We start from the raw sequence: 24,638 nt of genomic DNA on the forward strand, positions 1-24,638 counted from the left end.
TGCCTATGACGGGCGTGTAACGAAGATGACCTGCAGTGACTTCAGTCACCGGCCACACGCAGGCTCGAGCCAGACCACGTAAGGGTCCGCGGACCGGCCGCGACCGCCGCAACAGCCCTGATCTCCACGCTCTCGAGGCATCCCTCGGGCGACGCTTCGTACCCGAATCGCGTGACAGACAGCCCGCTGCAACTCGTATCGGAGTGCGCAACCAGCAGGTCACCGCCATCGAGAGCCAAGGTGCCCGCGGCATCCACCACGGGCTCCCACTCCGCGTCGGCGAGGCGGAAGGCGGTGGCGTCGCAGATGAGGGCGAGCGCTCCGCCGGACGCACGGAAGCTCCAGGGGGCGGCGCAGGGAGCGTCGATCTCCCCGTTCGCCGTGATGATCACGCCGGGCTCCGTCGACGAGAGGTAGGTCGCGCGCTGCAGCAGCTCGGGGTACGGCTCCCAGAACCGCCCCTGGGTGAAGGTGCGCAGGTACTGCGTCTCGCAGTCATCGCCCATGTCGGCGATCATCTCGGCCTCGGTGCCGGCGAAGGCGTTGAGGCTGCGCACCTGGCCGATGCCGCGATAGGTGGGAGTGACGTCGGTCCAGGTCTCTCCGCCGTCGACCGAACGTTCCACCAGGGGAGGGGTCCCCCCGCACTCGCCGCCGGTCGCGCGCCACATGGCCTCGGGTCCGATGGACAGAAACCGCTCCTCAGCGCCCGGGTGCGTGAACACCGGGGCGTCCGGCGCGGGTGGTGCGGCATCGGTGGTGGGGGAGGCAACGGGTTGCGGTCCGAGAGTGAAGGTCGGTGCCGGTGCGGCGGTAGCGGTGGCCGGGGCAGGCGTGCCGTGCTGCAGTGCCGCGCTGCTGAGCGCGACCGCACCGACAGCCAGCGCGCCGACGGCCGCCACCGCGATCACGCGGGTGGCGCGCGAAAGGTCGGGTTTTCGGCCGGGCACGGTGAGCTACTCGGCGGCGGCGCGTCGGGTAGCCGGCACCTGAGTCTGGACGGTCGCCCGGCCCGCCTGCTGCAGGGTGGGAACACTCGGCGCCGTGGCGACCGGCGCCTTGCGCTTGCGACCGCGCGCGGCCTTCTGCGCCGTCTCTTTCTGGATGTACCCGTAACCGCCGTAGCCGTAGCCATAGCCGCCGTAGTACGAGTCGGGCCCGCGGGTCGGCACCATCGACAGCACCACGCCGGCGACCTTGGCGCCCACCGTCTGCAGTGCCTCCACCGCGCCCGAGAGCTGATGGCGGCTGGTGCGGCCGGCGGCGACCGCGAGGATCGCACCGCTGGTGGCGCGCGCGAGAATGGCGGCATCCGTCACGGGAAGAAGCGGCGGGGCGTCGCACAGCACGACGTCGAAATCGCGCTCGAGAACCTCGAGCAGCTGCTGCATCTGCGTCGATCCCAGCAGCTCGCTGGGGTTCGGCGGAATCTTGCCGGCCGGCAGCACGTACAGGCTGCGGCCACCCCACGGCAGCATGACGTCGCCGACACGGGCACGCCCGATGAGCACGTCGGTGAGGCCCGCGCCGCCCTCGATGCCGAGGTACTCGGCCACCTTGGGCTTGCGCAGATCGGCGTCGATCAGTGCCACGCGCTTGCCCGCGTCGGCCAGCGCGATGGCCAGGTTGATCGTCGTGGTCGACTTGCCCTCGCTGGGCACCGAGCTGGTGATGACGAAGCTTGCCCGGCCGCCCATGTCGAGGAACTGCAGGTTGGTGCGCAGAGCCCGGAACGACTCGGCTCGGGGGCTGAGCGGATCGGCGTGCACGATGAGCGGGCGCTCTTTGGCCTTGGGGTCGAAGGCGATGGCGCCCAGCATGGGGGCCTTGGTGACCTGCTCGACGTCGCGGGTGTTGCGCACGCGGGTGTCGAGCACGGTGCGCAGCACCGCGAAGCCGAGTCCGAGCGCCAGGCCCACGAGAGTGCCCAGCGCGAGGTTGAGCGGCACGTTGGGGCTCGACGGGCTCAGGGCCGGCTGCGCGTCGCGCACGCGCGACAGCTGCACCGGGCTCGTGCCCGACTCGCCAGTCGGCTCGATAGCGTCGACGGCCGCGGTGAGGCTCGCGGCCAGGGCATTGGCGATCTCGGCGGCGAGCACGGGGTCGGTGTTCTCGACGGTGATGGTAATGAGTGTCGTGTTGAGGGCGGCGCTCGCGCTGACCGAGCCGGCGAGGGCCTCGGTCGTGGTGCCCAGCTCGAGCTCGGCGATGACCGGGTTCATCACGATGGGCGTCTTGACGAGCCCGACATACGTGTTGATGCGCGCCTGGGTGAAGCTCGACCCCTGCTGCAGCTCGGCGACGCTTCCGCTGGTCTGCGTCGAGACGAACACCGTGCTCGAGGACTCGTAGACCGGGGTGCGGGTCAGCGAATACGCGGCGGCTGCGCTGAGCCCCAGCAGCGTCGCGACCAGAATGATCACCCAGTTCTTGCGCAGGATGCGGATGTAGTCGCTGAGCTCCATGGTGCCTCTCGGGGCATCGCGCCGAGACGGCGCATCGGTAGGACGGTCCCCGTCAGTCTGCCACAGGCGCGTGTCGCGCCATCGCCAGCCGCACCACCCGCACCACCTCGTCGATCGCGGGCTCCAGCTGTGCCGCCGACAGCTCATATGTCTTCCACGATCGCCGGTACGGGTCGACCACATCGTCATCGAGCGGGTCGGCCAGCGGCTGCGACATGCCGCGCTGCGCAGCGATCAGGGCGACGAGGGCGCGCAGGCGCGCGGTGGCATCCGCTCCGGCCGCGTCGGCCGTCGCCGTGAGCTCGCGGTCATCGAGCGTGCGGGCCAGCCGGGCGAACTCGCGCACCGTGAACGTCGACCGCAGCCGCGACGGAGAAAGCTCCACTACCGCGCGGCGATGCTCACGTGCCATCGCCAGCACCAGATCGGGGGTGGCGAGGTGACGCTCTTCGAGCCACCGCGCCCGGTGGGCTTCGGCCTGATCGATCGGGATGCCGCGTGCGACCGCCAGCTCACGCGCCTCTTCGGTCATCTGCGTGCCGACGAGACCGCGGGTGCCGGCGCTGTGCACCGTCACGCCCAGATCGGCGAGGCGCTGGCGCAGCAGCAGCTCGGCCAGGGGAGAGCGGCAGATGTTCCCCGTGCAGATGGTGACGATCTCGAACACAGCGCGACCTCCGGGGACGGCCGACTCTGCGAGCGAGTCGGCGCGGGCGGATGGCCCCGGTAACGTGGGGCCGTGCCCGATCAGCCTACCGACGTCGCCGTCGCGCCCCTGACGCCGCAGCAGGCGGAACCACCGCGCACCCGAACCGAGCGCCGCCGCCGCACCGATTGGCGCCTCGGCGGCCGCACCGTGCGCCCATGGCGCGGCATGCTCGCCGGGTGGGCCGTGCTCAGCCTCGGCGCCGGCGTGCTCATCGGCACGGGCTTCGTGGTGCTCTGGCCCGACCAGGCGTGGGTCGGTCCCGCCAGCACCGCTGCGCTGTGGGTGGCGATGCTCGTCCCCGTCGTCGTGGCCTTTCGCCGGTCGCGCCCGGTCGGCCTGCTGCGCCTGCGCCCGCTCGACCTTCTCTACGGCCTCATGCTCGGGCTGCTCTTGCGCCTGCTGCAGGGCTGGGCAGCGGCGGCGTTCGGCACCGGAGCGTCCTTCCCCGTCTTTCTGACCATCGACGGCCGGCTGCCCACCGCGTGGTGGCTGACCGAAGCCCTGCCCGGCGTGATGGTCGCGCCAGTCGTCGAAGAGTTCTTCTTTCGCGCCGTGCTGCTCATCGCCGTCTACGCGGCCCTGCGCCGCGCCTACGGCGGTGTCGCCGCGGGGATAGCGGCGGTGCTCGTCTCGACGGCGCTGTTCGTCATCGTGCACTCCGTCGGGGGAGCCCTGACGCTGGATGCCGCGCTGTCGCTGAGTGCGGTGGGCCTGACCTGTGCCCTGCTCGTGCTGCTGACCGGGCGCATCTGGGGCGCCGTGCTCGTGCATGTCGTCTACAACGCGAGCTTCATCGCGCTGGGCCTGCTCGGCACGCTGGCCTGACGCCACCCCTTCGGCCCCCACAGCCGTCTCGAAATCCACACGTACCCCCGTCGTGGTGAAACCGCGCCGCGTCACCCCCTGACGCCGCATCCCCCAAGGGCATACTAGGGGCGCATTCGGCTGTGGTGGCGGCGTGCTGGCGGGCTCGGCACCGGAATCGGCGTCGCCGCGCGCGGTGCTGCCGCGTGGCATCCGGTGCCTGCGCGCCTGCGGCATCCGCCATGGTCAACGGATGCCGCAGACGCCGCGGTGTCAGCCCAGCGCGGGGTACAGCGCGGGGGCGGTGCGGTGGTGCGTCGCCTGCTCGAAGGCGTAGGCGAGCCCCAGCAGCGTGCCCTCGGCGAAGTCGCGACCGAGCAGCTCGATGTTGACGTTCGCGCCCGGGAGCTGCTCACCCTCGACGGCCTGTCCCATGGGCACCGTCACCGACGGCATGCCGGTGTTGGGGCTGAGCCGCAGGTTGGTGCTCTGCGTGCCGTAGGGGGTGCCCGACGGGTAGATGAGCGCGTCGAGCTCGAGGCCGTCGAGCATGCCGGTGACGAGCGTCTTGCCCTGTGCGAGCACGGTGGTGTGCGAGCCCTCTGGACCGGCCCACGCCTGGTACTGCTCCTCGCTCACGTTGTTGCGCTGAACGTAGACGTTGCGCCGCGAGGTCACGAAGTTGCCGCCTTCGAGAATGGCGTCGATGCTGCGTGCCGCCACGTTCGGCGCCAGGTGCGTCTCGATGTACTCGTTCAGGTCGCGCTTGAACTCGATGGTGCTGCCGCTGCCCTCGTTGAGCACGGTGTCGAGCTCCGGGGAACCGGGCACCTCGACGACCGTGGCACCGAGCGACTCGAGGGTGGCCTTGGTCTCGTTCCACAGCCGCACCGTGGTGGCGTTGCGACCGATCATCGAGGCGACGTACCCGATGCGGGCGCCGGCGAGCGCGTTCGCGTCGAGATAAGAGGTGTACGACTCGGGCACCAGGCCTGCCTGCCGAGAGGTGACGGCGTCGGCGGGGTCGATGCCGACGACGGCATCCATCGCCACCGCCGCGTCCATCACCGAGCGCGTCATGGGGCCGCCGGTGTCTTGGCTGAGCGCCAGCGGAATGATGCCGTCCCGGCTGGCCAGGCCCACCGTCGGGCGCACGCCCACGAGCTGGTTGTACGACGCGGGCACCCGGATCGACCCGCCCGTGTCGGTACCGAAGCCGATGCCGGCCAGGTTCGCGGCGATCGCCGCGCCCGTGCCACCGCTCGACCCGCCGGCGGTGCGGCTGGTGAAGTAGGGGCTCGCGACGAGCGTGGTGGCCCCGGGCTGCTGGAACGACGTGAACTCCGAGGCGAACCCGTAGGCGAACTCGTCGAGGCTGGCCTTGGCGAGCACCACGGCACCCGCATCGCGCAGGCCCTGCACCATGAACGCGTCAGTCGCGGTCTGGTTGTCGTTCCAGCATCCGCAGCCCGCGGTGGTGACCATGTCGGCGGTGTTGTAGTTGTCCTTCAGCGCGATCGGCACGCCCAGCAGCATGCTCGTCATGCCGTCGCGGGCGCGTTCCGCGTCGGCGGCCGCGGCTGCTGCGAGGGCTGCGGGCCCGACCGTGATGATCGAGTTGAGCGGACGCCCGCCGCCGGAGAGATCGACCAGCGCGTCGTCATAGGCGGCGATGCGGTCGATGTATCCCTGCGTGATCTCGACCGAGGTCGTGACTCCGGCGTTCATAGCGGCCTGCATGTCGAGCACCGAGGCCTCGACCAGCTCGAACGGGCCGTCGTCGTAGACCATCCGCTGCGACAGGGCGGCGAGGTCGGCCACGGTGATCGTGCCGTTCGCGTCGGTGTCGATGATCGCGACATCGGCCCAGCCCGGCTGGTCGCTCTTGAGACCGAGGGCGGATGCCGCGACGTCGAGGTCGGCGGTGGTCACCTGGTCGTCGCCGGTGAGGTCGAGCTCGGTGTAGTACGGCGCCAGCAGGGGAGCGGCGCTCGCCGCGGGCGCGGCTGCTGCCGGCACGCTGACGGCGGTGGCGGCGATGGTGCCGAGCACGGCGGCCGCGGCGATCGCTCCCCGGGTTCGCGTGGTGTTCATGGTTCCCTTCCGTCGGTTGATTCCCCGGTCGTTGATTCCCCGGTCGTTGTGCTCCCGGTCGTTGAGCTCCCGGTCGTTGAGCGAGGGCGCTGTGCGCCCGAGACGAAACGCCGCACCCCCGCTCACGCCCTGACCTCCCCACGGCGACGGCGCAACGCGAACACCACACCGAGCGCGAGCACGCCCACACCTGCGGCGCCCGCGACGATCCACATCACGACGTCACCACCGGTCGATGCCAGCGACCCCGCGGGCGCGCCGGCGCGGTCGGCGGCATCCACGTCACCGTCCGTCGCGCCGCCGGCCGGTGCACCCGTGGCCGGAGTGCTGGGCGCAGGGGTGGGGGCCGGCGCGCTGCCCGGCGCCGCGGCGATCTCGACCGTGGCCGTGACTGGCTGAGGCAGCGCCTGCGACGCGCTCGTCGAGTCGATGAAGGTGGCGGCATCCAGGCTGATCGTCGCCGGGCCCGAGGCGAGGGCGGTGAACGAGAAGGTCACGAGGTCGTGCGGTCCGGCGAGGCCGGGCGACGTGCCGAGTCGGGTGCTCGTGAATGTGACCGTGCCGGCCGATTCGGTGACCGTGCCGTAGCCGCCGGCCGGGTAGGTCTCGCTGCCGTCGGTGAAAGCCAGCAGGGCGGGGTCGTAGCCGACGGTGAGGTCGTAGGCGAAGAGGTCCGCGCCGGCGTCGGCGGCCACCGTCACGGTGACGGAGTCGCCCGCGGTGACGGTGGCGGGAGCGGTGACGGTGACGCCGCTGGCCGCGTGGGCTGCGGGAGCCAGCGCGAGCGAGCCGCCGAAGACCGCGACGGCTGCCGTCAGCAGCGCGAGCGCTCGGGTGCGGGCACGACGTGGTCGTGCGCGGAGGGTGGTTTCAAGCATGCGAAAGCAGGTCCTTCCTCGGTGGAGGGATGCCGACGCACGCACCCGGCGCATGTCGCGCCGGCGCGTCCCTGGGGGATGGTCAGGACTCTTTCAGTGCCAGATTTCGCGGGCGTTTCCGCGTGTTTCGCGGGGTGGCGAGGCGGCGATGAGGAAGGCCGGCGCTCGAAGAAACGTTCGATGGTCGGCTGGCCAGGCGTTCTTTGAGGGTGGCGTGATTCATTGGCGGAGTTATCCACAGAAGAAGATTTGTTCTATACTCGTGGGTACTTCCGGCGTATCATGATTCGTATGAACGAGCCACTTCAGAGCCTCATCGCAGCGGTCGCCGCTGTGGCGGAAGCGTGGCCGGCGGGCGCGATCGAGGGGACGACAGGCTCGTCCCTCGTCGCCCTGAACGATGAGCTCGGCAAGGTGCGCAGGCTCACCGACGGGCTCCACTCGCAGGTGGCGGCCGAGATCGCCCGGCAGTCGCGCCCCGAGCTCGGGCCCGACGGATTGGCCAAGTCGCAGGGCTACCGCAATCCCACGGCGCTCATCGCGGCCACGACGGGGTCGACCAACGGTGAGGCGGCTCGGCTGGTGCAGGTGGGTGAAGCGACCGCACCCCGGCTGCTGCTCACGGGTGAGCGGGCGCCGGCGCGGCATCCGCACGTGGCCTCCGGGGTCGAGGCGGGGAGCATCGGCTCGGCGGCCGCCTCCGCGATCATCAGCATGCTCGACAAGGTGGTCATGCGCGCGGGGCGCGAGGCGACGGATGCCGCAGAGCGGATGCTGGTCGAGCAGGCCCCCGGGCTCACCAGCGATCAGCTGGCGAAGGTCATCGCGCGGGCCGAAGCCTGGCTCGACCCCGACGGCGTCGAGCCGCGCGAAGAAGAGCTGCGTTCGCAGCGCTACCTGCACATCCGGGAGGAGCGCAACGGCATGACGTCGCTGTCGGCGTTGCTCGACCCCGAGCATGCGGCCCCCGTTCGGGCGGCGATCGAGGCGCTCGTCACGGCGGACCTCCGCGCACCGCGAAGCTCCGACTCACCCGACGCAAACCCGGCCCGCCGCTCGATCCCGCAGTTGCAGGCCGACGCGCTCGCGCGGCTGTGCGCCCACGCCCTGGGGTGCGACCGCACCGATCTGCCGCTCGAGGGAGCGACCGTGGTGGTGCGGGTGTCGCTCGACGACCTCGAGAACGGCACGGGCACTGGTGTCATCGACGGCATGACCCAGCCCGTCTCGATCGGCACGGTGCGGCGCATGGCCGCCGGCGGAGCAGTGATCCCCTGCGTGCTGGGCGGCAAGAGCGAGATTCTCGACTGGGGGCGCAAGAAGCGGCTCTTCACCAAGGCGCAGAAGCTGGCGCTCATCGAGCGCGACGGAGGATGCGCCGGGTGCGGCGCCCCGCCAGGACTGACCCGGGTGCACCACCTGCGATGGTGGCTGCGAGACGGTGGCCCTACCGACCTGTCGAACGGCGTTCTGCTCTGCGACTCCTGCCACCATCGGGTGCACGACAACGGCTACGAGGTGCGCGTCGACGGGGTGGGGGCCCTGGCAGAGGTGTGGTTCATCCCACCGCCGTGGGTCGATCCGGCTCGAACGCCGAGGCGCGGAGCGCGCAAGCGGTTCGACTTCGTCCCGGCGTGAGCGCGAGCTGTGCACACATGCGCGCGCACGAAGAAAGCGGCCGCCCCCGGTAAAGGGGACGGCCGCTTTCTTGTATGGGCCTACTTGTCGGTGAAGGCGTCCTTGACCTCATCCGCGGCCTGCTTGCCCTTGCCCTTGGCCTGGTCGACGTGGCCTTCGGTCTCCATCGACTTGTCGTCGGTCGCCTTGCCGATGCCCTCCTTGGCCTTGCCCTTAAGCTCTTCGGCCTTGTGCTTCATGTCGTCTCCGATGCCCATGGGCGTCTCCTTCTCTTGGGGGCCACGACCGCGTCAGCGGTCAGTGGGGGTTGTGGTGTCGGCACCGTCTTCGGGTGCCGCTCCGGTGGGCGACTCTGGTTCGAGCCGCACCTCTTCGCGGGCAACGGGAACGGTCACCGTCACCTGCTCGGTCACGACGTACCGCCGCAGCCGCAAGCCGCCGTCGGCCACCGGCGCGACGGTGCCGCCCGTCGCATCCGCATCGACCGTCGGCGCCGGCGCCGTCGTGCCGACGCGGTCGGTCGACTCGGCGCTGGAATCGTCGTGGTCGTGGTCGTGGTCGTGGTCGTGGTCCTGCTCGCGCCCGTCCTGGTGCTCGTGCTCGTGCGAATGCTTGTGGTCGCCGTCGTGCTGGTGCTCGTGCTCGTGCTTGCGACCGTGACCGTCGCCCGCGGTGTCCGGCGCGTCGCGGAGGGCGTAATAGGCGTACAGCTCCTCCTCCTGGCGGTGGGTGAGCTCCGTGTCCGAGTCGAAGCGGGGCGCGTGCTTGACGGCATCCTTCCCGTAGGGAATGCGCAGTTCGCCGTCGATCTCTTCGGCCTGCTCCAGCGGCACGAACGACTCCGACGAGCCGAACAGCCCCGTCTTCACCGTCACCCAGTTGGGGTTGCCGGTGGCGGGATCGACGAACGCCTGCCCGACGGTGCCGACCTTGTGCCCCTCTGCGTCGACGACGTGGCGTCCGATGAGGCTTGCGATGTCATGAGAACTGATCACTGTCACATCTCCTGTCGGCCGAGGCCGACGCGGTCGACCTTGCGGTGGTAGCGCATGCCCGCCGCGCCTCCGAGCAGTGCGCCGATGAGCGCGACGATCGCGGAGCCGATGGCGGTGAGGATGCCGGTGAGGGTCGCCGACTCGGCATCCACCGGAATGGCCGGGATGCCCTGCAGGCTGCCGAACATCTCCCACTGGCTGCCGGCGACGGCGGTGACGATGGCGACGATGATGGCGATGACGACTGCCCAGATCCATACGGCGAGGCCCTGCTTGAGCCCGCTGAACCGCGCCATGCGGCCGGCGACGTATCCGCCGGCGAAGTACGAGATGAGCAGGATCAGCCCGAGGATGATCGCACCGATCACACCTGCAGTGGTGGCGTCGTCGGCGACGGCATCGGCCACCTCGTCGGTGGTCGCGCCGGATCCCGCGCCGACGGCGAGGCCGATGCCGGTCGCAAGCGCGGTCAGCAGCACGGCGGTGCCCATTGCGGTCAGCCAGCCGAAGAAGGCGGATCCGAACTTGAACCCGCCGAAGCGGTCCTTCTCGCGCGCGAGCACGTCGCGCTGCAGAGTGTGGGTCCGATCCACCGGCACGGCGGCGCCGGTGGAGCTGGCGTCATAGACCGGCGTGCCCGGCTCCCGGGCGTCTGAAGAAGTCATGGCCTCGAAGCTAATCGGCAGGGCTCCGGACGGCGAGGGGGTTGCGACGGTCGGATGCCGCGCGTAATCTCGCCCGGTCGCACGGGTGCCCCCGTGGTCCCGTGCCCGCTCAGCAGGGGAGCGGGGCCCGGCATGCTAAGCTGTCTCTTTGGTGCAGGCCGCCTGCTGGCCGGCACCGCGAACGTGAGCCCTCCACTGGCGTGTTCGACCGTCTTCGACGGACTCGAACCACCCCGGAGTGGGATTCACGAACTCCTCCGTTCGACACAAGAAAGCAGCACTATCGTGACGCGCACTTTCACCCCCAAGGCTGGCGAGATCCAGCGCGAGTGGCTGGTCATCGACGCAACCGACGTCGTCCTCGGCCGCCTCGCCTCGCACGCCGCCGCGCTTCTGCGTGGCAAGCACAAGCCGACGTTCGTCAACCACCTGGACTCCGGCGACTTCGTGATCATCGTCAACGCCGACAAGGTGGCGCTGACCGGTCAGAAGCTGCAGAAGAAGCGGGCCTACCGCCACTCGGGCTACCCGGGCGGCCTCAAGTCGGTCTCCTACGAGGAGCTGCTCGAGAAGAACCCCGAGCGCGCCGTCGAGAAGGCAGTGCGCGGCATGCTGCCCAAGAACAGCATCGGTCGCCAGCAGCTGTCGAAGCTGAAGGTCTACCGCGGTGCCGAGCACCCGCACTCGGCGCAGCAGCCCAAGACGTACACCCTCGACCAGGTCGCCCAGTAAGCGCCCCCTCAGATTTAAGGACAAAAACTGATGGCGAACATCGAAGAGACCCCGCAGAACTACTCCACTGAGACGCCCGCCGAAGAGGCCCAGGCCAGCGCCCCGCGCCCCGTGCTGTCGGTTCCCGGCGCAGCAGTCGGCCGTCGCAAGCAGGCCATTGCCCGCGTGCGACTGATCCCCGGCTCGGGCACCATCACGGTCAACGGCCGGACGCTCGAGGACTACTTCCCCAACAAGCTGCACCAGCAGCTGATCAACGACCCGTTCACGGTGCTGAACCTCGCCGGTGGCTACGACGTCATCGCGCGCATCTCCGGCGGTGGCCCCTCGGGTCAGGCCGGCGCCCTGCGCCTCGGCATCGCTCGGTCGCTGAACCAGATCGACGAAGAGAACAACCGTCCGACCCTGAAGAAGGCCGGCTTCCTCTCGCGCGACGCTCGCGTCAAGGAGCGCAAGAAGGCCGGTCTCAAGAAGGCCCGCAAGGCGCCTCAGTACTCGAAGCGCTGATCCGAACGCACATGGCGCTGTTCGGTACGGATGGTGTGCGGGGGCTGGCCAACGGCTCCCTCACCGCCGACCTCGCGCTCTCCCTGGCCCAGGCGACTGCTGTCGTCCTGGGCCAGGGGCGTATCGCGGCAGCTCGGCGCAAGGCGGGCAAGCGGCTCACCGCCGTCGTCGCCCGCGATCCCCGGATTTCGGGCGAATTCCTGTCGGCCGCCGTCTCGGCGGGCCTGGCCTCGTCCGGTGTCGACGTGCTCGACGCCGGCGTGCTGCCGACCCCGGCGGCGGCATTCCTCGTCGCCGACCGCGACGCCGACTTCGGCGTCATGGTCTCGGCGTCGCACAACCCCGCGCCCGACAACGGCATCAAGATCTTCGCCCGGGGCGGCTCGAAGCTGCCCGACGAGGTGGAGGCGCGCATCGAGGCGGCCATGGGCGGCCCGAAGCTGCAGCCCACCGGCGGCGCCGTCGGGCGCATCAGCCGCTTCGCCGACGCCGAGGATCGCTACGTCGTGCACCTGCTCGGCTCGCTTCCGTATCGCCTCGATGGCCTGCACGTCGTGCTGGACTGCGCCCACGGCGCGGCATCCGGTGTGTCGCCTGAGACCTTCCGCGATGCCGGTGCGCGCGTCACCGTGATCGGTGCGGACCCCGACGGCATCAACATCAACGAAGGTGTCGGCTCGACGCACCTGGACGTGCTCGCCGGTGAAGTGGTGCGCGTGGGGGCCGACCTCGGCATCGCGCACGACGGCGACGCCGATCGCTGCCTCGCCGTCGACGCCGCAGGCAACATCGTCGACGGTGACCAGATCATGGCGATCCTCGCGCTGTCGATGCAGCGCCGCGGGCGCCTGAAGGACGACACGCTCGTCGCGACCGTGATGAGCAACCTCGGCCTGCACCGGGCGATGACCGACCACGGCATCCGCGTCGAGCAGACCGGCGTCGGTGACCGGTACGTGCTGGAGCGCATGGCGGCGGGCGGGTTCTCGCTCGGCGGCGAGCAGTCCGGCCACGTCATCATGAGCGAGTTCGCCACGACCGGCGACGGCCTGCTGACGGGGTTGCACCTGGCCGCCGAGGTGGCACGCACCGGGCGCACCCTGGCCGAGCTGGCATCGGTGATGACGGTGTACCCGCAGGTGCTCATCAACGTCACCGGCGTCGACCGCACACGGGTGAACGACGACGAGGGTGTGCAGACGGCAGTCGCGAAGGCGGCGGCATCGCTGGGGCTCTCGGGCCGCGTGCTGCTGCGGCCTTCGGGCACCGAGCAGCTGGTGCGGGTGATGGTGGAGGCCGAGACGGCCGACAGCGCCGCATCCGTGGCCGAAGGCCTCGCCGATGTCGTGCGTGACCGGCTCGCGCTTCCCGTCTGACGCGCGGCGGCGTCATATGGCGCGCGTCGGCTTGAGCGCGACATCGCGGATGCGATAGAACAGGGGGAGCACGGCAGCGGAGCCGCGCTGACGTTGCATCCCCCCACGCGACGTCGCCACTTCTTCGCCGCCGTCTTGGTCCGCGCTCGTGCACGAGCGGCCGGGACCGCGAGAGGGCCGCGCCACTGGGGGGCGGTCCTCTCCGCCCTCCCCGGTTGCCGAGTGAGTACTCGCGAGCGTCAGGAGCCGGGGGCGCTCCAGGACAGCGACTCGATGTAGCGCAGCAGCACGCCTTCGCGCAGGGCCCAAGGGCTCACCTCGAGCTCCTCGACGTCGAGCGCCTTCATCGCCTGGTGCATCACCACCGCCGCCGCGACGATCTGGAACGACCGGTCCGCCGTGATCCCGGGCAGCGCCTCGCGCGCCTCGGCCGGCATCCGCGCCATGCGCGGGATCCACGCCTTCAGCGCCGCGCGCGGCAGCACCATGCGCTCGATCCCCGACCACCCCGGCACCGGGTACCCCGCGAGCTTCGCCAGCGACCGGATGGCCTTCGACGACCCGACCACGTGATCGGGGCGCGGCATTCCCGAGAACATCTCCGCGACCGGCGCCAGCGTCTTGCGCGCATGCTTGCGCAGCCGCTCGACCTCGTCGTCGCCGGGCGGGTCGTTCGGCAGGTACTTCACCGTCATGCGCCCGGCCCCGAGCGGAACGGATGCCGCGGCATCCGGAAGCTCGTCTGCCCCCGCCGCCAGCTCGAGTGACCCGCCGCCGATGTCGAACAACAGGATCTGGCCGGCCGACCAGCCGAACCACCGCCGCACCGCGAGGAACGTGAACCGCGCTTCGGTCTCGCCGCCGAGCACCTGCAGCTCCTGCCCGAGCGCCTCTTCGAGACGCGCGATGACCGCCTTGCCGTTCTTCGCCTCGCGCACCGCGCTCGTCGCCGTCGCGAGCAGCTCCGCGACGTTCTCGCGCGCCACCGTCTCGCGGGCCTCGGTCACGGCCGCCACCAGAGCGGCCACGCCCTCGTCGCTGATCGAGCCGTCGGGCTCGAGATAGCGCATCAGCCGCAGCACCGTGCGCTGGCTGGTCGTCGCGTGAGGCCTGCCGCCGGGGATCACGTCGGCGATCAGCAGGTGGACGGTGTTCGAACCGATGTCGAGGACTCCCAGGCGCACGGGGTCAGCGTAGCGGGGCGGATGCCACGGCGGCAGACGCCCGCGGCGGCACACGCCCGCGCCGGGCACGCCCGCGCCGGCCACGCCGGGCTGTTCCCGCGGGCGGGTGTGCGCAACGTCGGCGATCCGCGCCGCCGGCAGGCCCCGGGGCGCCCAGAACCGCATTCCGGCGCGACATGGCGACGTTGTGCCCGCGCGCGGCCTGCACCGACCCCGGGGCGGCGCACCGATACGATGGGGCGCGATGGCCGAGACCCCTGCCGCCGGCGCGGCCGCAACCGACCCCGAGCCCCTCGCCCGCGAGCTCTACCGGGAGATCGACCGCGCCGATTGGGCGCGGTTGGCACGCGGCATGGCGAACCCGCTCACCGAGACCGAGGTCGTGCAGCTGCGCGGCATCGGCGACCGGCTCGACCTCGACGAGGTGCGCGAGGTGTACCTGCCCCTCAGCCGCCTGCTGTCGCTGTACGCCGAGAACACCAAGCGGCTCGGCGCAGAAGAGAGCGCGTTCCTCGGGGACAGCGACACGACGACGCCGTTCGTCGTGGCGGTGGCGGGCTCCGTCGCCGTCGGAAAGTCCACCATCGCCCGCCTGCTCCGGGAGCTCATGGCGCGCTGGCCCGGAACCCCGCGGGTGGAGCTGGTCACAACCGACGGGTTCCTCTACCCCAACGCCGAGCTCGAGCGCCGCGGCATCATGCACCGCAAGGGCTTTCCGGAGTCGTACGACCGCCGCGCCCTCGTCTCCTTCCTCACCGAGGTCAAGAGCGGCGCGGCCGAGGTGCGCGCCCCCTTCTACTCGCACATGCGCTACGACATCATCCCCGACGCGCACGTCACGGTGCGCCGGCCCGATGTGGTGATCGTCGAGGGCCTGAACGTGCTGCAGCCCCCGCCGTCGCCCCACGACGTCGCCGTCAGCGAACTGTTCGACTTCTCCATCTACATCGACGCCGACGCCGAGCACATCACGCAGTGGTTCGTCGACCGGTTCCTGGCGCTGCGCCGCGCGGCTTTCAGCAACCCGAACTCGTTCTTCAACCGGTTCGCTCAGGTGGGCGACGATGAGGCCGTCGAGCTCGCCCTGGGCTTCTGGAACGACATCAACCTGCCGAACCTGCGCGAGAACGTCGAGCCCACGCGCCACCGGGCGACCCTCGTGCTGCAGAAGGGCCCGCATCACGGCGTGGAGCGTGTGCTGCTGCGCAAGCTCTGAGTGCCGCGAACAAGACCGGCGGATGCCGCGCCTTCAGCGCGCCGCGTCGCGGGTGTAGCGCCTGACACGATCCCTCTTGCGACGACCTGAGGGCGCGCCGAGGGCGGGGGCTGCGGGTCGCCTCAGGCTACGGTGGACGGCTCGGCCTGTTCGAGCCGAGTAAATGGATGCCGCGACTGGCGGGGCCTACGGCCGATGCGCTGCTGCGTCGGGCGGTGCACGGTGCGGCGCAACGACACGGCGCCGACGATGGCGTCGTGTGGGTGAATGACCCCGGATGGGCCCAAGACCTGCGTCGTGGCCGCACCGAGGCGCTGTACGACGTGTGGGCGAGGTGGTCGATCGCCTGCTGTCAGCGCGCTCTCACTGACAGCAGGCGGCGTGCCCGCCCGGCGACGGTGCGCCGAGCGGACACGCCTGGGAGTGGCGACTCACGCCCTCTGGGGGAGGAGTGCGACCACCGTGGCGCACCGGATGCCAGATGGCCCCGGCGCGCGACACAGCGGTCGTCTTGGCTCGAGCATGAGCCGCCACATTCGGGGGCGTTGCCAGGCGGCAACGCCCGGGCACGTGCCCGGAAAGAGCGGAGGACGGGGCGCCCAGGTCACGTCAGTACGCCCCTCGGGGTCGTACGAGCACTGCCGCGGTGCGGCCCATGATGCGCAGGTCGGTCGCGAGGGACCAGTTCTCGACGTAATGCAGATCCAAGCGCACGCTCTGCTCCCAGGAGAGGTCGCTGCGTCCGCTGACCTGCCAGAGTCCCGTGATACCCGGCGGCACGTACAGCCGACGGAACACGGTGCCGTCGTAGTCGCGCACCTCACGAGGCAGCGGGGGGCGGGGTCCGACGACACTCATCTCCCCCATCAGCACGTTCCAGAACTGGGGCAGCTCGTCGAGCGAGAACCTGCGCAGCACCGCGCCCACCCGTGTGACGCGGGGGTCCTGCCGCAGCTTGAACAGCGGTCCGGCGCCCTCGTTGGCCGCGCTCAGGGCGTCGAGCTCGGATTCGGCCGTCGCGCTCATGGTCCGGAACTTGATGATGTCGAATTCGCGCCCGTCGCGCCCGATCCGCCGCTGACGGAAGAACACGCCCCCCGGAGTGTCCAAAGCGATCAGCGCGGCGATGAGCGGTGTCACCATCGCCACGGGGATGAGCGCGACGAGCGCGACGACCACGTCGAGTGCGCGCTTCGCGCGCATGCTCGAGTGGTCGAACCGGGGCAGGCTGACATGGGTCAACGCGAGGCCCTCGGCACGTTCGAAAGAGATGCGGGAGACGGCGACGTCGGTCAGGCGCGTTGCCAGCACGAGGTCCGTCGCCGCCCCCTCGAGGCTCCAGCTGAGTCGGCGCACGAAGTCGGGATCATCGGTGCCGCCCGCGACGATCACGGTGTCGGCGCCGAGATCGCGGCAGATGCGCGCGGCATCCGCCGGTGAGCCGTGGACGGTATAGACCTGGCCGTCGACGGACAGCTCCGCCGTGCCCGGGTCGGAGATCGCCACCCCCACGATGTGGTGGTTGCCGCCGCTGCGAAGGGAGCGGACGACATGCTCGATCCCCGCCCGGTCGCCCACCACCAGCGTGCGGTGCGCCCGTGATTCGCCGGGTGCGCGCAGCCCGTGCGCGAGAGACGCCAGGCGCAGCACGGTGAGCGCGCCGACACCGACGGGAATGGTGAACAGGACGTGGGGAGAAAGCGCGGGCCCGCCCGTGAGGCCGGCCAGCACCGCCAGGGCGGTCAGCGCGATCGCCGCGGAGCGCAGCACCGGCAGCAGACCCAAATGCTGGCCGAGGCTGCGACGGCGGGACGCGCGCTGCAGCGGCACCAACGCCGCGATCCACACCGCGGCGACGACCGCGCACCCGATCACGGACGCAGGCGCACCCTCGCCGGGCGCCGGCGACAGCGCCGGTGCGAACGCAGCGGCCATGGCCACGCCGGCGATGACAGCGGCGTCCGCCGCCTCTGCGCACGTGCGGTGCCTGCGCAGTGAGGCCAGACGACGCTCGAGCGGCTCGGGTGTACACGGCGCGTTGACGAGCGGCAGGTCCGCGCGCGCCCCGAGGACGGTGCTCATCGCTCGGTCTCGCGATGCGCTTCGATGTCGGGCAGTGTCGCGCACCACCTTCGAGCGAGCGCGCTCGTACAGAACCATGTCCCCATGACAGTTTCCCCAGTGTCCCCAAATGCGGGCGTGCCCGCGTCCCCAGTGTGCGCGCTGCGCACGTGTCCCCAGATCGCCTGATTCCACGGCTTGATTCCCACATCGAGCCGTGTCTCCCGCCGACCCCTCGGCGTGCGCTCACCCCCTTTCGGTGGTCGGCGTGGGTTGAGTATGGCACAGCGCACCCAACCAGGGGAAGGGAACGCTGGACGGTTTACGGGGACCCGGTATAAACACGTTGTGCCGCGCACCGACCGGTGCACGGCACAACGCCCCCCACGGTGCACAGTGTCCCCAGATGCCCCCATGGTGTGACGGAGTCATCGGGCCCGGGACTCCCCAAATGCCTCAGGCCCTCGCCCATCGGCGGCCATATTACACAGGTCTTCGCGGCGCCCGGCAGGAGAGAAGTCCCCCTTGCGCGGCACCCGCCCAAGCGATACTCCCGCGCATCGCCGACCCCGCTTCGCGCCCTCGGCGCGGGAGCATCAGCTAGCATGATCGTGCCTGCGCGTACACTCAGCTGCCCCCCCAAGCGGCGTTCTGGGCATGCTCCGTCCCCAACGGATCGTCCGGGAGTGCGCGGGCAAAGGGACCCTCTCGAGTAATTCAGTCCCCAAATGGCTGACTCGAGAGGGTCCCGCTTGGTATTTCCGGCTATTGATTCACCGACACGCCACTCTCGACCCCCATAATCGTGTTATGGGGGTTACCATTTCGCGCTCGAGATTCCACTGATGCCACGCAGCGACATTCCGGTTCACGCGGCGTCGATTGCGGACGCCCGCCCGAAATCGACCGCGGGGAGCGCTGCCATGGCGCATGCGGACGCCCGCGATTCTGCGCGGCGGCGGCTGGGCGGGTGGGTGCGGCGCGCCGGGCGCTCGCGGTCGGCGCGGATCGTCATCGGCCTGGTGGCGGTGCTGGTGTACTCCAGCTCCGGGGCGCCTTTGCCGTCGTACGCGGCCACACCGGTGCCGGCGGAGGTCGTCGTCGCGCCGGTCGTCGGCGAGCGGCTGGGTGGCGCCCTCGTGCCGCTGTCGGCGAGGGATCGGGTGTCCGAATCTGCAGCCGAGCCCGCGCAGGCGGTGCTCTTCGTCCACGGCTGGCTCAGCACGTCACTGCCCGGCGCCGCCGACGACCAACCGGGAATCGCCCAGTCGCCTTTCGCGCACCCCGCCGCGGCCGTGCAGGCGACCGCCGTCGACGAGGTCACCCATTCGCTGCAGCAGAGCCTGGAGTCACTCCCCGGCACGACTTTGTACGCATTCGACTACTCGCAGACCGCCGCCGCCTGGATCGGCGGCAGCGCCGTGGTCGACGGACTCGCCGCCTCGATCCGGCAGCTGGCGCTCGAGACCGGTGCGCCCGTCGACGTGGTCGCCCACTCGATGGGCGGGCTGGCTCTGCGCCACGCCGTGGCCGCGCACCCCGACCTCATCCCCATGATCGGGCAGGTCATCACGGTGGGGACGCCCACCCAGGGTTCGGATGCCGCCACGCTGCTGGACATCGTGTCGGTGGCCACCGGCACCGTGATCGGGGCGGGGTCTGCGGGTCGCGCCCTGATCGTCCCGGCGCTGGTGGACCTGTGCAACCGGGATCTCGAAGCGGATGCCATGAACGGCTGCGGACTGCCGACCTGGCTGCGCACGTCGATCGCCAACACCGGCGAAGCAGGCCGTGCGCTGCATGCCGGCTCCGCGGAGCTGGCGAACATGCCCGACTGGCCCGCAGAGCTGGACGTGCACGCGATCGCCGGCGACGGCAGGCTGCGCGCCGGCGGACTCGTCGTCTCGGTGGGCGACGGCCTCGTCTCGCGGGAGTCGGCCACAGCCGAGGCGGACACCGCCTTCGTCGTGCGGTGCGAGGACCGCGTCGCGCCGGGCGTGACCGGCGTCGGCGACCTGCTGGGCGGCAACGCCACGCTGTCGTTCGGCGGGGCCGGATGCGCCCACGACGAGCTGCTGCGCAACCCCGACGTCGTGGAGAACGTGCGCGCCGTCATCGCGGGGCTCGCGCCGTCACCGGCGAACCCGCGCCTGCCGTAGTCGTGCCGCGCTCGCGGCATCCCTCGCCGCCTTCGACGGCCCTCCCCGTCCGGCGCCTGGGCCCGGATGCCGCGTTGCACGGGTCGCCCGCCGCCCCGATCTAAGATGGCGGCATGTGCGGAATCATCGGATACGTCGGCCCGCGGCCGAGCCAGGAGATTCTCCTCTCGGGCCTGGCCCGCCTCGAATACCGTGGCTACGACTCGGCGGGCATCGCCGTCATCGACGCCGACGGACACCTCGACATGCGCAAGCACGCCGGCAAGCTCGCCGTGCTGCGCGACGATGTCGCCGCCCACCCCATGCCTGACGGCACCACCGGCATCGGCCACACCCGCTGGGCCACCCACGGTGGGCCGACCGACGCCAACGCGCACCCGCACCTCGCCGACGACGACAAGCTCGCCGTCATCCACAACGGCATCATCGAGAACTTCGCCGAGCTGAAGGCTGAGCTGCTGTCGGAGGGGTACACCTTCCGCAGCGAGACCGACACCGAGGTCGCCGCGGTGCTGCTCGGTCGCGCCTACCGCGAGCAGGGTGGCGACCTCGTCGCCGCCTTCCGCTCGGTGGTCTCGCGCCTGGAGGGGGCCTTCACGCTGCTGGCGATGCACCAGGACAGCCCCGGGGTCGTCGTCGGTGCCCGCCGCAACTCGCCGCTGGTCATCGGCCTGGGCGAGGGTGAGAACTTCCTCGGCTCCGACGTCGCGGCCTTCGTCGAGCACACCCGCAACGCCCTGGCCATCGGCCAGGATCAGATCGTCACGATCACCCCCGACGCCGTCACCGTCACCGACTTCGACGGCAACGACGTCGACGTCGAGCCGTTCGAAGTGGTGTGGGATGCCTCGGCGGCGGAGAAGGGCGGCTGGTCGTCGTTCATGGCCAAGGAGGTCTCGGAAGAGCCCGAGGCCGTCGCCAACACCGTCCGCGGACGCATCCACGAAGGGCTCGTCCAGATCCCCGAGCTCGACGGGCTCGATGAGCTCTTCATCGGCATCCGCCGCATCGTGGTCATCGCCTGTGGCACCGCGGCCTACGCCGGCATGACCGGCAAGTACGCGCTGGAGCAGTGGACGCGCATCCCCGTCGACGTCGAGCTCGCCCACGAGTTCCGCTACCGCGATCCGGTGATCGGCCCCGACACGCTCGTGGTGTCGATCAGCCAGTCCGGCGAGACGATGGACACGCTGATGGCCGTCAAGTACGCGTCCTCGAAGGGTGCGAAGACGCTGTCGATCTGCAACACGCAGGGCGCGACGATCCCGCGGGAATCGGATGCCGTCGTGTACACCCACGCCGGCCCTGAGGTCGCCGTCGCCTCGACGAAGGCCTTCGTCGCCCAGATCACGGCGCTGTACCTGCTCGCTCTGCACGTGGGTCGGCTGCGCGAGACGCTCTCGCCCGTCGAGATCGCCGAGCACGCGCGCGAGCTCGAGGCCATCCCCGGCAAGATCTCGCAGATCCTCGCGGAGGAGCAGGCCCACATCGAGCAGTTCGCGCACTGGATGGCCGACACCCGCTCGGTGCTGTTCCTCGGTCGTCACGTCGGCTACCCGATCGCGATGGAGGGTGCGCTCAAGCTCAAGGAGATCTCCTACATCCACGCCGAGGGCTTCGCCGCGGGCGAGCTCAAGCACGGCCCCATCGCGCTCATCGAACCCGGCCAGCCGGTGTTCGTGATCGTCCCGTCGCCGCGCGAGTCCGCCGAGCTGCACAAGAAGGTGGTCTCCAACATCCAGGAGATCCGCGCCCGCGGCGCCCGCGTGATCGCGGTGGCCGAAGAGGGGGATGCCGCCGTGCTCCCGTTCGCCGACGAGGTGCTGCGCATCCCGCTGGCAGGTCCCCTGTTCGAGCCACTCCTGGCCGTCGTGCCGCTGCACATCTTCGCGATGGGCCTGGCAACGGCCAAGGGCCTCGACGTCGACCAGCCCCGCAACCTCGCGAAGTCCGTCACCGTCGAGTGAGTATTCGCGTCGCCGAATACTCACTCGCGAGCTCTTGACCGTATAAGTGGAAACTTATACGGTGGGCGCATGCACCCGTTCGAGGTACTGGCCGACGCCGCACGGCGGCGCATGATCGAGGTGCTCGCCGAGGGCGAGCAGCCCGCCGGCGCGATCGTCGACCTCGTCCGCAGCGAGTTCGGCATCTCCCAGCCGGCGGTCTCGCAGCACCTGCGCGTGCTGCGCGAGCACGGCTTCGCGACGGTGCGCGCCGAGGGGCCGCGCCGCATCTACGCCCTCGATCCGGCCGGCCCCGCCGCGGCCGAAGCGGCACTCGCGCGCCTGCGCGCCCCCTGGACCCAGCGATTCGACGCCCTCGGCACCGAGATCGCCCGCGGCAAGCGCACGCGCGCCGCCGCGAGGGCCAGCACGACGCAGGCGGCACCGCCGCGGCCTGCGCACCACCACCGGAAGGATGCCTCATGACCATCGATTCCCCGCTGATCCAGCGCCACGGCGACGGCTATCGCGTCGTGTACGACGCGGTATACCCCACTGACATCGACGACCTGTGGTCCGCGGTCACCCAGCGCGACCGCCTCGCGCGGTGGATGGGGGACTACAGCGGCGACCTGCGCCTCGGCGGCACGTGGGAGGTCGCCGACGGCGACGGCGAAAGCACGTGGGGGCGCGGCGAGATCACCGCGTGCGATGCGCCCTACGGTTTCACGACGGTGTGGCACGCCGAGGGCGAGGAACCGACCGAGCTCGTGGTGCGCCTCGAGCCCGCGGCGACGGGGACCCGGCTCGTGCTCGCGCACACCGGCATCCAGTCGATCAGCTATGGAGCCGGGTGGCAGACCTACCTCGAGCGGCTCGCCGCGGTGGCCGCCGACCCCGACGCGGACCTCGGCGGCCCGGGGGCGTGGGACGCGCGGTACGCCGAGCTGAGCCCCGGCTACAGCGCGCGGTTCGCGGCGGCGATCTAGCGGCCGCCACCCCGCCGGAATTCCTGCTCCCGGGCGCATTCGGCCACCGGGCCGGCCGGGACGCAACCCGCGGCTTGAATTCCGGCGGGCGGGCGCGGGGTATCCTGTCGGATGCCGCGCCCCGACGGGGACCGGGGTGCGAGGGAGGTGGCTGTGATCGTCGGAATCGGCGTCGACCTCGTGGACATCCCGCGGTTCGAGCGGTCGCTCGAACGCACGCCGCGACTGGCTGAGCGGCTCTTCTCACCCGCGGAGCGGCTCCTGCCGCCGCGGTCTCTCGCTGCCCGCTACGCCGCCAAAGAGGCACTGATCAAGGCGCTGGGCGGGTCCGACGGCGTGCACTGGACCGAGATCGAGATCACCCCGGAGCCCTCGGGACGGCCGTGGTTCACCCTCACCGGATCGACAGCCGCGGTCGTCGCCGACCGCGGCATCACGACGCTGCACCTGTCGCTGTCGCACGACGCGGGACTGGCGACCGCCTACGTCGTGGCCGAGTCCGCAGACCCGGACAGAGGAGATGCGCGATGAACGGGATGCCGGCCGGCACGCTTCGCGAGGCGGTCATCGACGTCGGCGCGATCGGCGCGAACGTCAAGCGCCTCAAGCGCCTCACCGGAGTGGAGATCCTCGCCGTCGTGAAGGCCGACGGCTACGGCCACGGCGCCGTGCGCAGCGCACACGCCGCGCTCGGCGCCGGGGCTACGCGTCTCGGGGTGGCCGACGTGACCGAGGCGCTGCACCTGCGGCGCGCGGGCATCCGGGCGCCGATCCTGGCCTGGTTGCATGCCCCGGGTGCCTCGTTCGCCCAGCCGGCGTCGCACGGCATCGAGATCGGGGTGTCGCGGTTCGACCAGCTGCTCGCCGCGGCCGCTGCGGCGACGGCCGACCGGCCGGTCGCGGTGCACCTGAAGCTCGAGACCGGGCTCGGCCGCAACGGCGTCGCGCCGGCGGATTGGGCGACGGTCTTCGCGGAGGCGGCCCGCCTGGAGCGGCTCGGGAGGGTGCGGGTGGTCGGTCTCTTCAGCCACCTCTCCAACACCTCGGCTGCCGACGACCGCGCCGCCCTCGCGCGGTTCCTCGAGGGCGTGGCGCTGGCGGCATCGGCGGGGCTCACCCCCGAGGTGCGTCACATCGCCGCGACGGATGCCGCCATCGACCTGCCCGAGGCGCGCCTGGACTGCGTGCGCATCGGACTGGGCATGTACGGACTGTCGCCCTTCGAGGACCGCACCTCGGCCGACCTGGGACTGCGCCCCGCCATGACGCTGCGCGCGCCCGTCGTGGCGGTGCGGCGCGTCCCGGCGGGGCAGGGCGTCTCGTACGGATACTCCCACCGCACCGCAGCCGAGACGACCCTCGCGCTCGTCCCCCTCGGGTACGCCGACGGGGTGCCGCGCGCGGCGTCGGCCCGGGGACCGGTGACCCTCGGCGGCCGCCGGTTCACCGTGGCCGGCCGCATCGCGATGGACCAGTTCGTCGTCGACGTCGGCGACACCCCGGTGGCCGTCGGCGACGAGGTTGTGCTCTTCGGCGACCCCGCCCGCGGCGAGCCCGCCGCCGACGAGTGGGGCACGGCATCCGGATCCATCAACTACGAGATCGTCACGCGCATCGGTTCGCGCGTGCCGCGCCGCGAGGTGACGGCGTGACCGGGTTGGACGCGTTCCTCGGCGAGCGGGAGATCTCGTCGCCGGCCGACATGGAGGCCCTCGGCCGCGACTTCGGCCGCGCGCTGCGGGCGGGCGACCTCGTCGTGCTCACCGGAGCGCTGGGGGCGGGCAAGACGACGCTGACCCGCGGCATCGCGGCGGGACTGGGCGTCCGCGGCCCCGTGCAGAGCCCCACTTTCGTCATTGCGCGCACCCACCCGTCGCTCGTCGACGGCCCCCCGCTCGTGCACGTCGACGCCTACCGGCTGGGCTCGGCGGCGGAGCTGGACGACCTCGACATCGACCTCGACGGGTCGGTCGTCATCGTCGAGTGGGGCCGCGACATGGTGCCGGGCCTGCGCGACACCTGGTGGGAGGCCGAGCTCGACCGCGAGTGGCACGGGCGCGGAGTCGACACCGCCTGCGGCACGGTCTCGCGCGCCACCGAGGAGCTCGACGCCGACACCCCGCGCCGGGTCGTCGTCTCCCGACGCCCGTGAGGGTGCCGGCGCAGGCGAGGATCCCGACGCCCGTGGGGATGCCGGCGCAAGGGAGGATGCCGCGCGCA

Annotated in this window: 23 protein-coding genes; 13 read left to right on the plus strand and 10 right to left on the minus strand. The window is 71.2% G+C overall.

The window, feature by feature from the left end; translation table 11 throughout:
- Window positions 1-41 precede the first annotated feature (41 nt).
- The 3 genes from QNO21_RS02010 to QNO21_RS02020 are packed head-to-tail and all read right to left on the minus strand — an operon-like array spanning window position 42 to window position 3,132.
- Window positions 42-950 carry a hypothetical protein gene (locus QNO21_RS02010; RefSeq protein ID WP_257519698.1) on the minus strand — a complete coding sequence of 303 codons (909 nt, stop codon included), beginning with the start codon at window positions 948-950 and terminating at the stop codon, window positions 42-44.
- A gap of 6 nt (window positions 951-956) precedes the next feature.
- Window positions 957-2,465, minus strand: a complete 1,509-nt coding sequence (locus tag QNO21_RS02015) for a tyrosine-protein kinase domain-containing protein (RefSeq protein ID WP_257519697.1) — start codon at window positions 2,463-2,465, stop codon at window positions 957-959.
- Window positions 2,466-2,517: 52 nt separating this feature from the next.
- Window positions 2,518-3,132, minus strand: a complete 615-nt coding sequence (locus QNO21_RS02020; RefSeq protein WP_257519696.1) for an arsenate reductase/protein-tyrosine-phosphatase family protein — start codon at window positions 3,130-3,132, stop codon at window positions 2,518-2,520.
- Between the two features lie 72 nt (window positions 3,133-3,204).
- Here QNO21_RS02020 and QNO21_RS02025 point away from each other — a divergent pair, with 72 nt between their 5' ends.
- Window positions 3,205-3,999 (plus strand): CPBP family intramembrane glutamic endopeptidase, encoded by a 795-nt coding sequence (locus QNO21_RS02025; RefSeq protein ID WP_257519695.1) that lies wholly within the window; start codon window positions 3,205-3,207, stop codon window positions 3,997-3,999.
- A 252-nt stretch (window positions 4,000-4,251) separates the two neighbouring features.
- On the opposite strand, the gene QNO21_RS02030 is transcribed toward QNO21_RS02025, so the two are convergent.
- Window positions 4,252-6,072, minus strand: coding sequence for an amidase family protein (locus QNO21_RS02030; RefSeq protein WP_257519694.1), 1,821 nt, complete (start codon window positions 6,070-6,072; stop codon window positions 4,252-4,254).
- A gap of 122 nt (window positions 6,073-6,194) precedes the next feature.
- Complete coding sequence (locus QNO21_RS02035; protein ID WP_257519693.1) at window positions 6,195-6,950, minus strand: cohesin domain-containing protein; 756 nt, start codon at window positions 6,948-6,950, stop codon at window positions 6,195-6,197.
- Between the two features lie 291 nt (window positions 6,951-7,241).
- Here QNO21_RS02035 and QNO21_RS02040 point away from each other — a divergent pair, with 291 nt between their 5' ends.
- On the plus strand, window positions 7,242-8,588 hold the full coding sequence (locus QNO21_RS02040) for an HNH endonuclease (RefSeq protein ID WP_257519692.1): 1,347 nt from the start codon (window positions 7,242-7,244) through the stop codon (window positions 8,586-8,588).
- Window positions 8,589-8,668: 80 nt separating this feature from the next.
- Here QNO21_RS02040 and QNO21_RS02045 read toward each other — a convergent pair whose 3' ends face one another.
- From QNO21_RS02045 to QNO21_RS02055, 3 genes are read right to left on the minus strand one after another with little or no spacing between them, the layout of a single operon-like run.
- A complete protein-coding gene (locus tag QNO21_RS02045; RefSeq protein WP_257513528.1) occupies window positions 8,669-8,845 on the minus strand; it encodes a CsbD family protein in 177 nt (58 codons plus the stop codon).
- Between the two features lie 33 nt (window positions 8,846-8,878).
- The gene (locus QNO21_RS02050) at window positions 8,879-9,583 is read right to left on the minus strand and encodes a PRC-barrel domain-containing protein (protein WP_257519691.1); all 705 of its coding nucleotides are present in this window, start codon (window positions 9,581-9,583) and stop codon (window positions 8,879-8,881) included.
- Between the two features lie 2 nt (window positions 9,584-9,585).
- On the minus strand, window positions 9,586-10,248 hold the full coding sequence (locus tag QNO21_RS02055) for a hypothetical protein (RefSeq protein WP_257519690.1): 663 nt from the start codon (window positions 10,246-10,248) through the stop codon (window positions 9,586-9,588).
- 285 nt (window positions 10,249-10,533) lie between these two features.
- Between QNO21_RS02055 and rplM the strand changes: the two genes are divergently transcribed.
- From rplM to glmM, 3 genes are read left to right on the plus strand one after another with little or no spacing between them, the layout of a single operon-like run.
- On the plus strand, window positions 10,534-10,980 hold the full coding sequence (rplM, locus tag QNO21_RS02060) for a 50S ribosomal protein L13 (protein ID WP_257513531.1): 447 nt from the start codon (window positions 10,534-10,536) through the stop codon (window positions 10,978-10,980).
- 30 nt (window positions 10,981-11,010) lie between these two features.
- Window positions 11,011-11,487, plus strand: coding sequence for a 30S ribosomal protein S9 (gene rpsI, locus QNO21_RS02065; protein WP_257513532.1), 477 nt, complete (start codon window positions 11,011-11,013; stop codon window positions 11,485-11,487).
- Between the two features lie 11 nt (window positions 11,488-11,498).
- Window positions 11,499-12,863, plus strand: coding sequence for a phosphoglucosamine mutase (glmM, locus tag QNO21_RS02070; protein WP_257519689.1), 1,365 nt, complete (start codon window positions 11,499-11,501; stop codon window positions 12,861-12,863).
- A 239-nt stretch (window positions 12,864-13,102) separates the two neighbouring features.
- Here the strand turns inward: glmM and QNO21_RS02075 are convergent, their stop codons facing one another.
- Window positions 13,103-14,047: a Ppx/GppA phosphatase family protein gene (locus tag QNO21_RS02075; RefSeq protein ID WP_257513534.1), complete on the minus strand. Its 945-nt coding sequence runs from the start codon at window positions 14,045-14,047 to the stop codon at window positions 13,103-13,105.
- A gap of 244 nt (window positions 14,048-14,291) precedes the next feature.
- Between QNO21_RS02075 and coaA the strand changes: the two genes are divergently transcribed.
- On the plus strand, window positions 14,292-15,263 hold the full coding sequence (coaA, locus tag QNO21_RS02080) for a type I pantothenate kinase (RefSeq protein WP_257513535.1): 972 nt from the start codon (window positions 14,292-14,294) through the stop codon (window positions 15,261-15,263).
- Between the two features lie 609 nt (window positions 15,264-15,872).
- Here coaA and QNO21_RS02085 read toward each other — a convergent pair.
- Window positions 15,873-17,345, minus strand: a complete 1,473-nt coding sequence (locus QNO21_RS02085; RefSeq protein WP_257519688.1) for a sugar transferase — start codon at window positions 17,343-17,345, stop codon at window positions 15,873-15,875.
- Between the two features lie 902 nt (window positions 17,346-18,247).
- On the opposite strand from QNO21_RS02085, the gene QNO21_RS02090 reads away from it, so the two are divergent.
- From QNO21_RS02090 to tsaE, 7 genes are all read left to right on the plus strand, one after another.
- Entirely contained in the window at window positions 18,248-19,483 is a 1,236-nt protein-coding gene (locus QNO21_RS02090) for a lipase family protein (protein WP_257519687.1), read from the plus strand.
- Between the two features lie 113 nt (window positions 19,484-19,596).
- Window positions 19,597-21,450, plus strand: coding sequence for a glutamine--fructose-6-phosphate transaminase (isomerizing) (gene glmS / locus QNO21_RS02095; protein ID WP_257513538.1), 1,854 nt, complete (start codon window positions 19,597-19,599; stop codon window positions 21,448-21,450).
- Window positions 21,451-21,519: 69 nt separating this feature from the next.
- Window positions 21,520-21,915, plus strand: coding sequence for an ArsR/SmtB family transcription factor (locus tag QNO21_RS02100; RefSeq protein ID WP_257519686.1), 396 nt, complete (start codon window positions 21,520-21,522; stop codon window positions 21,913-21,915).
- Entirely contained in the window at window positions 21,912-22,418 is a 507-nt protein-coding gene (locus tag QNO21_RS02105; protein ID WP_257519685.1) for an SRPBCC domain-containing protein, read from the plus strand. Before QNO21_RS02100 ends, QNO21_RS02105 begins: the two co-directional genes overlap by 4 nt.
- Before the next feature lie 153 nt (window positions 22,419-22,571).
- Window positions 22,572-22,949 (plus strand): holo-ACP synthase, encoded by a 378-nt coding sequence (locus QNO21_RS02110; protein ID WP_257519684.1) that lies wholly within the window; start codon window positions 22,572-22,574, stop codon window positions 22,947-22,949.
- Window positions 22,946-24,070 carry an alanine racemase gene (alr, locus tag QNO21_RS02115; protein ID WP_257519683.1) on the plus strand — a complete coding sequence of 375 codons (1,125 nt, stop codon included), beginning with the start codon at window positions 22,946-22,948 and terminating at the stop codon, window positions 24,068-24,070. The genes QNO21_RS02110 and alr overlap by 4 nt, the downstream gene beginning before the upstream one ends.
- On the plus strand, window positions 24,067-24,570 hold the full coding sequence (gene tsaE / locus QNO21_RS02120) for a tRNA (adenosine(37)-N6)-threonylcarbamoyltransferase complex ATPase subunit type 1 TsaE (RefSeq protein WP_257519682.1): 504 nt from the start codon (window positions 24,067-24,069) through the stop codon (window positions 24,568-24,570). The genes alr and tsaE overlap by 4 nt, the downstream gene beginning before the upstream one ends.
- The last annotated feature ends 68 nt before the right edge of the window (window positions 24,571-24,638 follow it).

Source organism: Microbacterium sp. zg-Y818, from assembly GCF_030246905.1.
GTDB lineage: Bacteria > Actinomycetota > Actinomycetes > Actinomycetales > Microbacteriaceae > Microbacterium.

Excerpts from the sequence above, each read along its gene's own strand:
- QNO21_RS02015 (WP_257519697.1), bottom strand. The coding sequence starts at position 2,465 with ATGGAGCTCAGCGACTACATCCGCATCCTGCGCAAGAACTGGGTGATC.
- QNO21_RS02030 (WP_257519694.1), bottom strand. The coding sequence starts at position 6,072 with ATGAACACCACGCGAACCCGGGGAGCGATCGCCGCGGCCGCCGTGCTC.
- QNO21_RS02035 (WP_257519693.1), bottom strand. The coding sequence starts at position 6,950 with ATGCTTGAAACCACCCTCCGCGCACGACCACGTCGTGCCCGCACCCGA.
- QNO21_RS02040 (WP_257519692.1), top strand. The coding sequence starts at position 7,242 with ATGAACGAGCCACTTCAGAGCCTCATCGCAGCGGTCGCCGCTGTGGCG.
- QNO21_RS02045 (WP_257513528.1), bottom strand. The coding sequence starts at position 8,845 with ATGGGCATCGGAGACGACATGAAGCACAAGGCCGAAGAGCTTAAGGGC.
- QNO21_RS02055 (WP_257519690.1), bottom strand. The coding sequence starts at position 10,248 with ATGACTTCTTCAGACGCCCGGGAGCCGGGCACGCCGGTCTATGACGCC.
- rpsI (WP_257513532.1), top strand. The coding sequence starts at position 11,011 with ATGGCGAACATCGAAGAGACCCCGCAGAACTACTCCACTGAGACGCCC.
- glmM (WP_257519689.1), top strand. The coding sequence starts at position 11,499 with ATGGCGCTGTTCGGTACGGATGGTGTGCGGGGGCTGGCCAACGGCTCC.
- coaA (WP_257513535.1), top strand. The coding sequence starts at position 14,292 with ATGGCCGAGACCCCTGCCGCCGGCGCGGCCGCAACCGACCCCGAGCCC.
- QNO21_RS02085 (WP_257519688.1), bottom strand. The coding sequence starts at position 17,345 with ATGAGCACCGTCCTCGGGGCGCGCGCGGACCTGCCGCTCGTCAACGCG.
- QNO21_RS02090 (WP_257519687.1), top strand. The coding sequence starts at position 18,248 with ATGGCGCATGCGGACGCCCGCGATTCTGCGCGGCGGCGGCTGGGCGGG.
- glmS (WP_257513538.1), top strand. The coding sequence starts at position 19,597 with ATGTGCGGAATCATCGGATACGTCGGCCCGCGGCCGAGCCAGGAGATT.
- QNO21_RS02100 (WP_257519686.1), top strand. The coding sequence starts at position 21,520 with ATGCACCCGTTCGAGGTACTGGCCGACGCCGCACGGCGGCGCATGATC.
- QNO21_RS02105 (WP_257519685.1), top strand. The coding sequence starts at position 21,912 with ATGACCATCGATTCCCCGCTGATCCAGCGCCACGGCGACGGCTATCGC.
- alr (WP_257519683.1), top strand. The coding sequence starts at position 22,946 with ATGAACGGGATGCCGGCCGGCACGCTTCGCGAGGCGGTCATCGACGTC.